At 50.6% G+C, this 13,878-nt stretch carries 10 protein-coding genes; 8 read left to right on the forward strand and 2 right to left on the reverse strand.

Annotated features, from left to right (window positions below; translation table 11 throughout):
- Nucleotides 1-234: 234 nt before the first annotated feature.
- Nucleotides 235-2,568 carry a TonB-dependent receptor domain-containing protein gene (locus MN202_RS03460; RefSeq protein ID WP_335734692.1) on the reverse strand — a complete coding sequence of 778 codons (2,334 nt, stop codon included), beginning with the start codon at nt 2,566-2,568 and terminating at the stop codon, nt 235-237.
- A gap of 226 nt (nt 2,569-2,794) precedes the next feature.
- On the opposite strand from MN202_RS03460, the gene MN202_RS03465 reads away from it, so the two are divergent.
- From MN202_RS03465 to MN202_RS03495, 7 genes are all read left to right on the forward strand, one after another.
- Nucleotides 2,795-4,039 (forward strand): glycerophosphodiester phosphodiesterase family protein, encoded by a 1,245-nt coding sequence (locus MN202_RS03465; protein ID WP_335734693.1) that lies wholly within the window; start codon nt 2,795-2,797, stop codon nt 4,037-4,039.
- A 155-nt stretch (nt 4,040-4,194) separates the two neighbouring features.
- Nucleotides 4,195-5,487 carry a PqiA/YebS family transporter subunit gene (locus MN202_RS03470; RefSeq protein WP_335734694.1) on the forward strand — a complete coding sequence of 431 codons (1,293 nt, stop codon included), beginning with the start codon at nt 4,195-4,197 and terminating at the stop codon, nt 5,485-5,487.
- Nucleotides 5,480-7,147: an intermembrane transport protein PqiB gene (gene pqiB, locus MN202_RS03475; protein WP_335734695.1), complete on the forward strand. Its 1,668-nt coding sequence runs from the start codon at nt 5,480-5,482 to the stop codon at nt 7,145-7,147. The genes MN202_RS03470 and pqiB overlap by 8 nt, the downstream gene beginning before the upstream one ends.
- Entirely contained in the window at nt 7,144-7,704 is a 561-nt protein-coding gene (locus MN202_RS03480; protein ID WP_335734696.1) for a PqiC family protein, read from the forward strand. Before pqiB ends, MN202_RS03480 begins: the two co-directional genes overlap by 4 nt.
- Before the next feature lie 206 nt (nt 7,705-7,910).
- Nucleotides 7,911-8,150: an OadG family transporter subunit gene (locus MN202_RS03485; protein ID WP_335734697.1), complete on the forward strand. Its 240-nt coding sequence runs from the start codon at nt 7,911-7,913 to the stop codon at nt 8,148-8,150.
- A gap of 12 nt (nt 8,151-8,162) precedes the next feature.
- Nucleotides 8,163-9,947, forward strand: coding sequence for a sodium-extruding oxaloacetate decarboxylase subunit alpha (oadA, locus tag MN202_RS03490; RefSeq protein ID WP_335734698.1), 1,785 nt, complete (start codon nt 8,163-8,165; stop codon nt 9,945-9,947).
- Nucleotides 9,948-9,968: 21 nt separating this feature from the next.
- Entirely contained in the window at nt 9,969-11,099 is a 1,131-nt protein-coding gene (locus MN202_RS03495; RefSeq protein ID WP_335734699.1) for a sodium ion-translocating decarboxylase subunit beta, read from the forward strand.
- Nucleotides 11,100-11,156: 57 nt separating this feature from the next.
- Here the strand turns inward: MN202_RS03495 and MN202_RS03500 are convergent, their stop codons facing one another.
- A complete protein-coding gene (locus tag MN202_RS03500) occupies nt 11,157-12,506 on the reverse strand; it encodes a peptidoglycan DD-metalloendopeptidase family protein (protein ID WP_335734700.1) in 1,350 nt (449 codons plus the stop codon).
- A 148-nt stretch (nt 12,507-12,654) separates the two neighbouring features.
- On the opposite strand from MN202_RS03500, the gene tyrS reads away from it, so the two are divergent.
- A complete protein-coding gene (gene tyrS, locus MN202_RS03505; RefSeq protein ID WP_335734701.1) occupies nt 12,655-13,857 on the forward strand; it encodes a tyrosine--tRNA ligase in 1,203 nt (400 codons plus the stop codon).
- The last annotated feature ends 21 nt before the right edge of the window (nt 13,858-13,878 follow it).

Raw genomic sequence — 13,878 nt, forward strand, 5'->3', positions numbered from 1 at the left:
GACGCATAGCTCAGCTGGATAGAGTACTCGGCTACGAACCGAGCGGTCGGAGGTTCGAATCCTCCTGCGTCCGCCATATTCGAAGAACCCGCTAAGGTTAACACCTCAGCGGGTTTTTTCATTTTGATTTGCGTCAAACTGACGCAGGCGGGTGAGAAGCTCCGTAAGGTTCGACCAATTTGTACGGATCAAAAAAGGGCGCCTCACAGCGCCCTTAGTTCAACGTAAAACGCTTTAGAAGCCCAAACTAACGGTAAAGCTGGCGGTGCGGCCTGCGCCAATCAGGTAAGCGCCTTCACTGCCACCGGTAATGTAGTTTTTATCTGTCAGATTATTTAGCACTAAAGCCAGATCAACAGATTTAAACAGGCTGGCGGCATCGAGATCTTTTTCATAGCCGAAATACGTATTAAAAATGGTATGCGCTGCTATCTGATCTTTGTTCCAGCTCTCGCCACCATTTGATGTAAAGCTATGTTTGGCTGCACCATAGTAATCACCAACATACTTGGCGCTGATGCCGGCGCGATAGCTACCATCGTTATAATTCAATGACATTGATAGCATTTTTTCCGGGATACCAGCAATTTTGTCGCCTTTACGATAATCTTTAACTAAAAGTGGCTCACCGTCAGCCCCTTCTTTACTGGCGGCAACATCTTCAGAGTACTCGGCGCGGTTTAACGTAATGGCGCTGGTTAAGCTGACATTTTGCGTTAAGCGCCAATCAATATTGGCTTCAAAGCCGTTCGCGGTTACACCACCAACGTTATCAAAATTGCCATCACCCTCAGCCAGATAGTTTGGTGTACCATCTGCTGTGGTTTGATAGCGCAATTGCACAATACGATTATCAAATTTCACATTGTATAGTGAAGCCGACAAGTTAACGTTGTCGCCAGCATAACGGATACCTAAATCCAGATTGGTAGCAGTTTCCGGTTTTAGCGCCGTTAGTTCATCAGAGTTTTTCTGCTCCAGTGGGCCGTCTGAAATCGCTTTAAAGTTTTTTGCATAACCAGTGAATAGCTCAAGACGATCGTTGATGGAATAAACTAAACCGGCACTGGGTAGCAGTGACGAATCGCTGTCAACGCTGTCTTTACCTTTGCCATTTAGATTATCAGTACGGCTTACATCAACCAGATACTGTTGCACACCTAAGGTCAGTTGCAGATCGCCAAAGGTCATTTTGTCCTGCAGGTAATATTTGGCCACTTTGTTTGTGTAATCATCATCAAACTGCACCCAATACGGCGTTTTATCAAAGTGATGATAGATTTTAGGGTCGATAATATTATGCCAGTCACGGGTTTGATTACGCTTTTGCTGCTCCAGCCAGACCCCCATGCGCAGTTGATGTTGTTGCAGATCCCACTGCAGGTTCGCGGTAGTGCCGTAGCGCTGTTTTTCATAGTGAGTATGGCGATAAGATGCCACGCGCGTTGCATCAGTAGTATCGGCATTAGCATCCAGAATAGGTAAACCGTTGGCGTCAATGTAGCGGTAACGTTGCATATTGGCGCCAGTACCCTTGGTGATACGGTTGCCGGCAGCATCGGTAGTATAAACCTGGTAATTCGGCATCCAATCGCCGCGGCCATTTTGCAGGTGTACATAAGGCGTGATTTCTAACGCCAGGCTGTCGGTTAAATCAAACTCAGTTTTAACATACAGCAGGGTATTTTCACGAAGCGTTGACCAGGTTTCGGCAAAATTCTGGTCAATATCCGGATCTCCGGTCCAGGCGTTAGTTAAACCATCCCAGCGTGGTGTTTTGGCAAAATGTGCCAGCGATACAGGTTGATAGTTATCTTCATGCGCATCATCATAGGATAAGCGCGCGGTTATCCGGGCTTTATCTAATTCGGTTATGCTTTTCGCTTCAAAGTGAATACGGTCACTGTAGCCGTTGCTGCCACTGCCAATCCAGCGGTTGTTGTAGCTGTCTGAGAGGCTGAAATAAGCCGTAGTATTGCCAAACACCTCGCCAGTGTCATAACGGGCAAAATAGCGCCGGGCGTTGTGGCTGCCGTTTGAAATGCCGACTCTGGCACCGCGCTGCATATCCGGGTTGGCAGAGATAAAGTTCAGCGTACCACCCAAAGCGTCTAAAGATGCCGAGGCGATGTCTGACGCACCCTGGCCTACTTCAACGTAACGGGTGTTTTCAGTGTCCATGTAACGGTTGGCTTTACTGCCGCCGGCATAAGCTGAGCCGCCGTTAGGTATGCCATCTATGGTGATACCAAGCTGCTGATCGGCGCGGTCAATGACAAAGCCGCGCATGCTGATAGTAGTGGTGTAGTCATCACTGCCAAAGGCATCGCCCTGACCAACGTTAACGCCGGGTAAGTTGTTTACCAAATCCAGCACGTTGGCAATAGGGGCCTGCAAATGTTGCATATTTTCATCTGTGCTGTTGTTGGCATAGCTTACTCTTTTACCCACGACTGACAGAACTTCGACGTCCTGCTCTGCACCCTGCAGCATTTCTTCAGCGTAAAGCGGCGAGGCAGCCAGTGCGGTTATGGCAAGGGTAATGGCATTGATTTTTAGCTTAGGCACTATAATTCTCCTGACAATATAGGTGTCGTAGAAATCGTTGTAGTTATAGGTGAATAGTTATGGTCGGAGCAGTCCCGACGGCGGCTAATTTTGCGCAACATATGTTTAGTTAATATGTAATTTATATTTAGTTTTTATGTTTTTAAGGTGTGATTTTTATGACATTCATAGCGGTGTCATAAAGTGGTGTCAGGCTGTCAGGTAAATACAGAGTCAGGGCTAATTTATGATGATTTGGTTGCGTAACGTTATGCTGGCCGTGATGGCGGCTGTTGCATGGGCTGCTCCTGTTACTGCAGACAGCAGTATTCAGCTTGGGCCCAGGCCTTTGTATTTACTGCAGGCGTTACCTGAGGGCGTGCTGAAACAAAAACTACAAAGTTGCGCTAACGGGCCTTTTTACCGCACAGATTTTTCGATTGCCCATCGCGGTGCGCCGCTGATGTTTCCAGAGCACAGCCAGCAATCTTACCAGGCTGCGATCAGCATGGGGGCCGGTATTGCCGAATGCGATGTCACCTTTACGTCTGATAAGCAGCTGGTGTGCCGCCATGCGCAGTGTGATCTACACCAAACCACCGATATACTGTTGCGCCCTGAGCTGGCAGCAAAATGCCGCCAGCCGTTTCAGGCTGCCAGCGGCGATTCAGCGGCCAGCGCCGAGTGTTGCAGCAGCGATATTAGCCTGGCGGAGTTTAGCAGCCTCTGTGCCCGCATGGATGGTGTTAACGAGCGGGCTCAGTCAGTACAGCAATACCTGCAAGGTACTCCGGCCTGGCGGACCAGCTTATATAACCAGTGCGCCAAGCCGATGACGCATCGTGAGTCGATACAACTTTTCGCGGCGGCCGGAATAAAAATGACACCCGAGTTAAAACAGCCTGAAGTAGCAATGCCATATCAGGGGAATTACACGCAGCAACATTACGCGCAGCAGTTGGTTAACGAATATAAAGCAGCAGGAGTAGCACCGTCCCAGGTGTATCTGCAGTCATTTAACTATCAGGATATTTTGTACTGGCTGGCGCAGGAGCCTGAGTTTGGCCGTCAGGCGGTATGGTTGGATGGCCGCTATGAGCAGCCAGGCTTTGATGCAATGCTGCCTGATAGCTGGCGTCCAAGCATGCAGCAACTGAAACAGGACGGGCTTAATATTATCGCGCCGCCACTATGGTTGCTGGTTACCGAGCAGGATGGCGCCATAGTGCCCTCAGCCTATGCTAAAGCTGCGCGTCAGGCCGGGCTTAATATTATCGCCTGGAGTCTGGAGCGCTCGCGTCCTTTGGCGGAGGGGGCCGATTGGTATTATCAGTCGTTGCCGACACTGGCCAACAGCGACGCGGCGGTGCTGCAGCTGTTAGATGTTTTAGCCCGTGATGTTGGTGTAATAGGGGTGTTTTCAGATTGGCCGGCAACCACCACTTTTTATGCCAGTTGCATGCAGCCGCCGCAACAAAACGTTCCGCCGTAATCTTGTTGTATTGCTAAAAGCAGCTAAAGGCACATCGCTAAGTTGCTGTGATTATGCTATAAATTGTCACCTCAATCATCGCAACCTTAATCAGCCAGGGTTCATGCAACAGGGCTAAGGTTAACGGTATGCGCCAATACAGGTAAGCCTGAGCCGTGACAACTCTGCAGATGACATCAGCGACAGCGCCGGCAACGTCGGCCAGCGTATTGCAGACTGAATTAGTGCTGTGCCGGCATTGTGATCTGGTACAGCAACTGCCTGAGTTGGCAGCGGGTGAAGAAGCCGGCTGTTCGCGCTGTGGCAGTTACCTCGATGCCCGCCACCCGGACCCGGTAGTGCGGCCGGTGTTGTTTGCCGGTTCCGCCTTGTTTATGTTGCTGCTGGCGAATTTGTTTCCCTTTGTCAGTATGTATGCTGCCGGCAACAGCAGCCAGATGCATTTTTTTGATACTTCATCAGTGTTGTTTTCCCAGCACCAACAGTGGTTGGCGTTACTGGTTTGGTTATTTATTCAGGCCGTACCTGCCGCCTGCATGCTGGCTATTATCTATCTGAAGCTGGGTATGTTGTATCAGTTGCCGGCGCGGATATGGGTAGCCAGAGTGCTGTATATGCTAAAGCCCTGGAGTATGGTGGATATTTTTCTGATGGGGTTAATTATCAGTTTTGTCAAACTGGTTGCCGATGCGGATATATCACTTGGGCCGAGTTTTTGGGCATTTTGCCTGTTTTGTTTACTGCATTTACGGGCCTTTCAGGTTATAGACCGGCGCGAGCTGTGGTCGCGTATTGCGCCTTGTCCGGTACCTCAGGTGGCCGCGCATGCCGGTAAAACCGGCTTAGCGCAAAATTTAAAGTTATGTAAAGTCTGCACGGCCCTGGTGCCGATTACACAAACCCACTGTAGCCGCTGCCACACTAAAGTACCGTTGCGCCAGCGCGCCAGTATGCAAAATACGCTGGCTTTATTAGTTGCCGCTACCGTGCTGTATATTCCGGCCAATTTAATGCCGATTATGCGCACCGTGTCGTTTGGCGAGGTTATAGATTCTACTATTATCAGTGGTCTGGTACTGATGTGGCAGGACGGTGCCTATCCGGTAGCGATTATTATTTTGATCGCCAGTGTCATCGTGCCGGTCGCCAAAATTATCATTATGTTTTGGCTGTGCTATATCACCCGCTTGCCGTTAGCACAGCGGCGGCAATCCTCAACGCAAATTTTTCGTCTGGTTGACTGGGTAGGGCGCTGGTCAATGGTGGATGTGCTGGTGGTCGCCATTATGGCTGCACTGGTGAGATTTGATTTAATTATGAGCGTGTATCCGGGCGTCGGTGCCCTGGTGTTTGCGGTGGTAGTGATCCTGACGATGCTGGCAGCATTAAGTTTTGACCCACGACTATTGTGGGACCCGTTATCTGAGAAGGAAAATCAAGTTGGCTGAACAAGCGAATGCAAAGGTACGTCCAATCCGGCAGTGGTCGCCTATTTGGGTGGTACCGCTGGCGGCGGTACTGATAGGCATGTGGATGCTGTACAACCATTATCAGCAGCAAGGTGCTTTGCTGACCTTACTGGCCAGCGACGCTGAAGGTATAGTTGCCGGTAAAACGGCCATTAAAAACCGCAGCGTTGATGTAGGGCAGGTGGTATCGGTTGAGCTGAGTGATAATTTACAACATGTCATTATTAAAGTGCGGATGAAACCCAGTGCCGCGCCGCTGCTCAATACCGGATCGCAATTTTGGATAGTAAAACCGCAAATTGGCCGCGGCGGCATTACCGGGCTTAATACGTTGCTGTCCGGCGTATATATTGAATTACAGCCGGGCGATGATAAGCAGCAACAGCTGGAATTTCGCTTACTGGATACACCACCGGTAGCACCGGCAGATGCACCGGGGATCCGTGTATCATTAACCACTAATGACAGTGCCGGTCTGGCCATTGGCGATCCGGTACTGTATCGCGGCTATGAGGTAGGCAGTGTAGAACACAGTGAGTTTGACCTGTCGCAACGTCGTACCCATTACCAATTATATATACGCGAACCCTTTGATGTAATGGTGACTGAGAATGTGCGCTTTTGGCGTAGCAGCGGTTTTGCCGTCAATTTATCGGCCGAAGGGCTGAAAGTCGATGTTGGCTCGGCGGCCACCTTACTTACCGGCGGTGTCAGTTTTGACCTGATGCAAGGCTGGCCTGCCGGCAATGCCGTAGCCGATGGCACAGAATTTCAGCTGTTTCCCGATCAGCAAAGCATTCAGGAAGGCATGTACAGCGAGTTTGTCGAATACCTGCTGTTTTTTGATGAGTCTGTCCGCGGTTTAAAAGCCGGTGCGCCGGTCGAATATCGTGGTGTGCGTGTCGGTACTGTTGCCAGTGTGCCGTTTTTCTTTTCTATTGATAAGCCGTTTGAAGTGTCGCTGCAGCAAGGCATACCGGTGCTGATCCGTATTGAAACCGGCCGTTTGTATGAAAACCTTAGCCTGACCCAGCTGCGACAAGAGCTGGAAACGGCAGTGGCCAGGGGCATGCACGCGTCATTAAAAACCGGCAATCTGCTAACCGGCGCGTTGTATATTGATTTAGATCTGCTGCAGGATCAAACACCTGATGTCGAGCGTGCGGCCTTGCAGGCACAGCAATTGGCTCTTAGCCAGAGCGCCGGCTATCCAATGCTACCAACATCGCGCAGCGGCCTGAGCAATATCGAGCAGAAAGTGCTGCTGGCGCTGGAAAAAATCAATAATTTACCGGTAGAACAACTACTGCAGCAAGGCGAGCAAACTATGCTAAGCGCGCAGCAAACCATGCAGCAGTTAAGCACCATGGTGACACAGTTTAACGCACTGCTTGGCAGTGAACAGATACAGGCTTTACCGGTTGAGCTGCAGCAAAGTTTATTACAGTTACAACAGATGTTAGCGGGCTTAAGCCCGGGCGCGCCGGTGTATGATCGGATGCAGGACAACCTGCAGTCGCTGGAGCAGGTGTTGCGTGAACTGCAACCCGTACTGCAAACGCTAAACCAGCAAAGTAATGCACTGGTGTTTGATGCCGAACCCGCCGCCGATCCGCAACCGAAGAGGGCAAAACAATGAAGCGTGTCATCTTAGCCGCAGTATTGACACTGGCTGGCTGCGCCAGCCCGGTTGCACTGAATTATTACCAGTTACCGGCGGTAAACCAGAGCCGCCAGGTGCTGGCAGATGCCCCGCAGCTTTATGTTGCACCGGTACAGGTCGCCAGCTACTTAAATGGCCGCGGCCTGGTGCTGCAGTTGTCTGAGGTAGAGCTGGTGATGGCGCGTCAGCATTTATGGGCCGAGCCACTGGCTGCTCAGGTGCAGCGCCAGCTGCGCGATCTCCTAAGCAACAGCACGGCCTATGCCACCGAGCTGAGTGCCCGGCCCGGAGCTGTGGTGCTGACTGTGCAGTTGGAGCGTTTTCACGGCACTGCGCAAGGCGATGCCGTGCTGAGCGGCCGGTATTTATTAAGTAGCCAGGCACACAGCCAGCCTTTTACTATCAGAGTGCCGCTGGGCGCGGACGGCTATCCGGCGCTGGTAGCCGCCCTGGCGGCCGGCTTACAGCAACTCAGTCAGCAAATAGCGGCCGGGCTGAAGCTTGCTGATAAAACAAAACGTACAGATGGCTAGACATTTTAATGTCTTTACGTGTAATGTGTCCCTGTACGCAAATTGTTCATATTAATACCAGTTATCACTGAGTTTTATTTAGAGCAACTGCTTTAACTACGCATAATGCAAGTCGGGCATCATAAAGCCACACAAATTGCTGTGGCCTAAACTATGCTGACGGTACTCTGGCACTTGTCAGGTCGGTTGTTAAAGGAGCTTTAGCTATGGTCACAGAGCTGTTATTCGATGCGCTGAATCTGATGGTGATCGGTATGATTGCCGTGTTCGCTTTTTTGCTGTTGCTGGTGCTGATAGTGCAGGCTATCAGTGTGCTGATGCAGCGGTATTTTCCCGTCAAACCTGCAGATAAACCTGCGCTGGCCGACAGTGCTGCTTCAGGCCCCGGGCCGGCAGTTATCGCTGCCATTAGTGCTGCAGTACATCAATACCGTCAACAACAATAAGAGGACTCAGGCATGAGCAAGCCACTATTACTTACTGAACTTGTGCTGCGTGATGCACATCAGTCGTTGCTGGCCACCCGGCTGCGGCTGGAAGATATGCTGCCAATTGCAGCCAAGCTGGATAAAGTCGGCTACTGGTCAATGGAATCCTGGGGCGGCGCCACCTTTGATGCCTGTATTCGTTATCTGGGGGAAGATCCCTGGCATCGCATTCGCGAGCTGAAAAAAGCCATGCCGAACACCAAACAGCAAATGCTGCTGCGCGGCCAGAATTTACTCGGTTACCGTCATTATGCCGATGACGTGGTAGAAGCCTTTGTTGAGCGGGCACACAAAAATGGTGTAGATGTGTTCCGCATTTTTGATGCCATGAATGATATCCGCAACCTGCAAACTGCGGTGCAAGCAGCGATAAAGGTTGGCGCCCATGCTCAGGGTACTATTTCTTATACGGTAAGTCCGGTGCACACGGTCGATATGTGGGTGGATATGGCGCGTCAGCTCGAGGATATGGGCTGTCACTCTATTTGTATTAAGGATATGGCAGGCTTATTAAAGCCATATGTCTGTGAAGAGCTGGTTACCCGTATTAAAGAGGCAACTAAAATTCCGTTAGCCTTGCATTGTCATGCCACCACTGGCCTGAGTGTGGCTACCTATCAAAAAGCTATCGACGCTGGCATTGATATGCTCGACAGCGCGATTTCGTCTATGAGTATGACCTACGGCCACAGTGCGACTGAAACCATGGTTGCCATTACCGAAGGCACAGAACGCGATACCGGGCTAAACCTTGAATTGCTGGCCGATATTGCCGCTTATTTTCGTGATGTGCGGCAAAAATACGCCCAGTTTGAAGGCTCATTAAAGGGCGTAGATGCGCGCATTCTGTTAGCTCAGGTACCCGGCGGCATGCTTACCAATATGGAGAGCCAGCTTAAAGAGCAAGGCGCGCTGGACAAGCTGGACGCCGTGTTACAGGAAATTCCGCATGTGCGTGAAGATTTAGGCTTTTTACCGCTGGTAACGCCGACGTCGCAAATTGTCGGTACTCAGGCGGTATTAAACGTACTAACCGGTGAGCGCTACAAAAGCATCACCAAAGAAACGGCTGGCGTATTAAAAGGTGAATACGGGGCAACCCCGGCACCAATGAACGCCGAGTTGCAGGCGCGGGTATTAGCCGGTGCGCAGGCTATTAGCTGTCGTCCGGCCGACTTATTGCAGCCGGAGCTGGATAAGCTGCAGACCGAGCTTAGCAGTCTGGCGAAAAGCGAAGACATTCGTCTGGCAGAAACGCCAATTGATGATGTGTTGACCTATGCCTTGTTTCCGCAGGTCGGCTTAAAATTCCTGAAAAACCGCGATAACCCGGCCGCCTTTGAACCGGCACCGGAACTAAGCCGTGCTGAAGAGAAAAAGCCAACCGCAGCTCAAGCCAAGCCGGTACAAAGCGGCCCGGCCAGTTATAGCGTGCGGGTTGATGGCAAGGTATATGAAGTTGACGTGGCACCAACAGGCGAGTTAGCGGCGGTAAAACCTGTGGTGTCGGAAAATATTCCGGGCAGTGCCTCAGTAACCGGTAGCGGCACGTTAAATGCGCCGCTGGCCGGTAATATCTGGAAAATCGTTACCAAGGTCGGAGCCAGGGTAAAACGTGGCGACGTGGTCATTATTATGGAAGCAATGAAAATGGAAACGGAAATCCGGGCCGTATCAGATGGCACCGTAGTTAATATTCACGTGGCTGCCGGTGATGCGGTAAGCACCGGCGATGTATTAATCAGCTTTGACTAAGCCGTACGCTGAGGAATTTTCATGGACGCAGTCACAACACTAATCGCCTCTACCGGACTAATGAATTTCAGCCTTGGTCAGGTAATCATGATGCTGGTTGGTTTTTTACTCTTGTATCTGGCGATAGCACGCGGTTTTGAGCCGCTGCTGCTTTTGCCTATTGGCTTTGGCGCTATTTTAACCAATATTCCGCTGGCTGGCATGGGCGAACCCGGCGGCTTGCTGTATATGATTTACGAAGTGGGCATTGGCACCGGCATTTTCCCGCTGCTGATCTTTATGGGCGTTGGCGCAATGACCGACTTTGCAGCCCTGATCGCTAACCCGCGGATGCTGTTTTTAGGAGCCGCGGCGCAGTTTGGTATCTTTGCTACCTTGCTCGGTGCCATTGCACTAAATGCGGTGCCGGGGCTTAGTTTTACCATGAAAGAAGCCTCTGCTATTGCCATTATTGGTGGAGCTGATGGCCCGACCGCTATTTTTCTGGCGTCAAAACTGGCACCGGACTTACTCGGCGCCATAGCAGTTGCTGCGTATTCTTATATGGCGTTAGTACCAATTATTCAGCCGCCGATTATGCGGGCCTTAACCAGCAAAGCTGAGCGTAATATTCAGATGGTACAACTGCGGGTGGTTAGCAAAAAAGAGAAGATCATCTTCCCACTGGCAGTATTGTTGCTGACCATTTTGCTGTTGCCCAGCGCCGCGCCACTAATAGGTATGTTTTGTTTGGGTAACCTGATGCGTGAATGCGGCGTGGTAGAGCGGTTAAATAAAACCGCGCAGAACGAGCTGATTAACATTGTTACTATTTTCCTTGGTTTAGCGGTAGGCTCTAAGCTGAGCGCTGATAAATTTTTGACGATGCAAACGCTGGGTATTTTAGTGTTGGGGGCAGTAGCCTTTGCTATAGGCACGGCTTCAGGCGTTATTATGGCCAAGATTATGGCGCGGTTTTCCAAAGATCCCATCAACCCTTTAATCGGCGCGGCTGGTGTTTCTGCGGTGCCGATGGCAGCGCGAGTGGTAAACAAGGTAGGCCTGCAGGCTAATCCGCACAACTTCTTGCTGATGCATGCTATGGGGCCGAATGTGGCCGGCGTAATAGGCTCGGCGGTGGCTGCCGGTATTTTACTGGCGCTGGTTGGCTGATAAAGCGACAGAATAAAAAAAACCGCTGAGCTCAGCGGTTTTTTTTATGGTTGCGGTTTAAGGCGCGGCAGTTGCGCTGCTTGGTGCTTTTGCCAGCAGCACCCGCTCTTTAGTTTGCAACTGTGCCAGGGTTTGTGTCGCCTGAGCCACAAAAGCTACTTGCTCGGCGCCGGTTAACGGTTTGGCTTGTGGCAACTTTACTGTTCTGGGGTTACGGTGCACGCCATCCACTACAAACTCATAATGTAAATGTGGCCCGGTAACACGGCCGGTACCACCAAGACGGCCTATCACGTCACTCTGGCGTACCTTGTCGCCCTTGGCAACCAGACGTTTTGACAGGTGCAGGTATTTAGTGACGATATTATTCGCATGCTGAATAAACACATAGTGGCCGTTTAAGTTGTTATAGGCCGAGGCAACCACACGGCCATCACCGGCAGCCATAATAGGCGTACCAACCGGTGCAGCATAATCGACACCATTGTGTGGCCGAACGGTTTTTAACACCGGGTGTAAACGGCGCGGGTTAAAATTGGAACTGACATACTGAAAACTGACCGGTGCCCGTAAGAACGCCTGGCGCATGCTGGCACCATCCGGCTTGTAATAGTTGCCATCGGTGTGGCGCACGGCCTGATACAAAAAGCCCTGGTTTTGAAACTGAGCGGCCACGATGTTGCCGTTACTGATAAATTCGCCGTCGACATACTGGGTTTCGTACAGCACACTAAAGCTATCACCGGCGCGGATATCCAAGCCAAAATCGATGTCCCAGCCAAAAATACCGGCCAGGCTCATAATTTGTGCTTCGCTTAAGCCCGCGGCAATACCGGCACTCCAAAAATTACTGCGAATTTCAGCACTGGCAAACTGGCTGCGTAATTCCACTTCTTTTTTCAGTTCTTGCGCCACAAAGTTGCCGTTTGCGTCGCGGTTAATGCGTAAGGTAGTCAGATGGTTCAGCGCATAGCGTAGCTCTTGTAACTGGCCATCGCTGGTTAAACCAAACTCCAGTTGTTCGCCCGGGAACAACCGCGTCAGTGTCTTGGCTGGCTTGCCCAGGGCTAACACGTCCAGCATGGTTTGCTGGCTAACACCGGCCTTGCTAAACAGTGCCGATAACGCATCACCTTTTTTAACCTGCAGTATTTGCCAGTTTAAAGAGTCATCTTCGTCGGGTAATTCTGCCAGAGCTGCGACAGCTTGTTCGGCCTCGACAAAAGTGTCGGCCTGCAGCGGTATATCAAGTTGGTAACGTTTGCCTATTTCCAGACTGTCAGTTTTACTGCTTTTCGATGCCGCGGCCTGTTCTGAGGGGAGAAGTAAAATTACCGCTAATAAAGCTGAGGTTGCTGCAATCAGCACCTTGTGTTGCTTGGGAATGGTTTTGACGAATTGATGCATAATACGGTTCTTGGCTCAACAAACGCACAAAATCCGAGCATATACCGTTTTTTTACCTGATACCAGACTTTTGTGCGTTTCCCCCGGCCTGAACATGCTATAGAATGCGGAAACTTTGCACGATCAGGTATCACATCAGGAGACAAAAATGGCAGATTGGGAGCAGGCATTAGCTGAATTAAAACGCGGCTGTGAAGAAATTCTGCTGGAAGAAGAGCTTATCGCTAAGTTAAAAGAAGGTAAGCCTTTAAAAATCAAGGCTGGCTTTGATCCAACTGCACCAGATCTGCATTTAGGCCATACCGTGCTGATTAATAAATTGCGTACCTTTCAGCAGTTGGGCCATGAAGTTATCTTTCTGATTGGCGATTTTACCGGCTTAATTGGCGACCCAACCGGCAAAAACGTGACCCGCAAACCACTGAGTCGTGAAGATGTGCTGGCAAACGCTGAAACCTACAAAGAGCAGGTGTTTAAAATTCTCGACCCGGCTAAAACCCGCGTCGCCTTTAACTCACAATGGATGAACGAATTAGGCGCGGCCGGCATGATCAAACTGGCCGCACGCCAGACAGTGGCCCGTATGCTGGAGCGTGATGATTTTAAAAAGCGCTACGCCAATAATCAGTCAATTGCGATCCACGAATTTTTGTACCCGTTGGTGCAGGGCTGGGATTCAGTTGCGCTACAAGCCGACGTTGAAATGGGCGGCACCGATCAGCGCTTTAACCTGCTGATGGGCCGTGAATTACAAAAAGACGAAGGCCAGCCCCCGCAAACGGTCATGATGGTACCGCTGCTGGAAGGCCTGGACGGTGTGCAAAAGATGTCAAAATCGTTGGGCAACTACGTCGGCATTACCGATGCGCCTAACGATATGTTTGGCAAAATTATGTCGATTTCTGACGAGCTGATGTGGCGTTACTACGATTTGCTGAGCTTTAAGCCGATTGAAGACATTAGTGCGTTGAAACAGCAAGTTGCCAGCGGTGCTAACCCGCGCGATATCAAAATTTTACTGGCGAAAGAAATTATTGCCCGTTTCCATGATGACGCCGCAGCCGAAGCGGCGCATCAGGACTTTATCCAGCGTTTTAGTAAAAATGCGTTACCGGATGAAATCCCTGAAGTCAGTATTGCCTGCGAAAGTACCAGCATGCCGATTGCTAACCTGCTAAAAGAAGCGGGGTTGGTCGACAGTACGTCCGAAGCGATCCGCATGATCAAACAAGGTGCGGTCAAGCTGAATGGCGAGACAAAAATTGACGATACCAGGTTGGAAGTTGCCAAAGGCAGTTGCGAAATTTACCAGGTCGGTAAACGTAAGTTTGCTAAAATCAGCTTAGTTTAATTGTACTTAGCGCAGCACCTT

The organism is Rheinheimera muenzenbergensis, assembly GCF_036984005.1.
Taxonomy (GTDB): Bacteria; Pseudomonadota; Gammaproteobacteria; order Enterobacterales; family Alteromonadaceae; genus Alishewanella; species Alishewanella muenzenbergensis.

What these genes read in the sequence shown, in the direction of transcription:
- MN202_RS03465 (WP_335734693.1), top strand. Translation starts at nt 2,795, where the DNA reads ATGATGATTTGGTTGCGTAACGTTATGCTGGCCGTGATGGCGGCTGTT.
- MN202_RS03480 (WP_335734696.1), top strand. Translation starts at nt 7,144, where the DNA reads ATGAAGCGTGTCATCTTAGCCGCAGTATTGACACTGGCTGGCTGCGCC.
- MN202_RS03485 (WP_335734697.1), top strand. Translation starts at nt 7,911, where the DNA reads ATGGTCACAGAGCTGTTATTCGATGCGCTGAATCTGATGGTGATCGGT.
- oadA (WP_335734698.1), top strand. Translation starts at nt 8,163, where the DNA reads ATGAGCAAGCCACTATTACTTACTGAACTTGTGCTGCGTGATGCACAT.
- MN202_RS03495 (WP_335734699.1), top strand. Translation starts at nt 9,969, where the DNA reads ATGGACGCAGTCACAACACTAATCGCCTCTACCGGACTAATGAATTTC.
- MN202_RS03500 (WP_335734700.1), bottom strand. Translation starts at nt 12,506, where the DNA reads ATGCATCAATTCGTCAAAACCATTCCCAAGCAACACAAGGTGCTGATT.
- tyrS (WP_335734701.1), top strand. Translation starts at nt 12,655, where the DNA reads ATGGCAGATTGGGAGCAGGCATTAGCTGAATTAAAACGCGGCTGTGAA.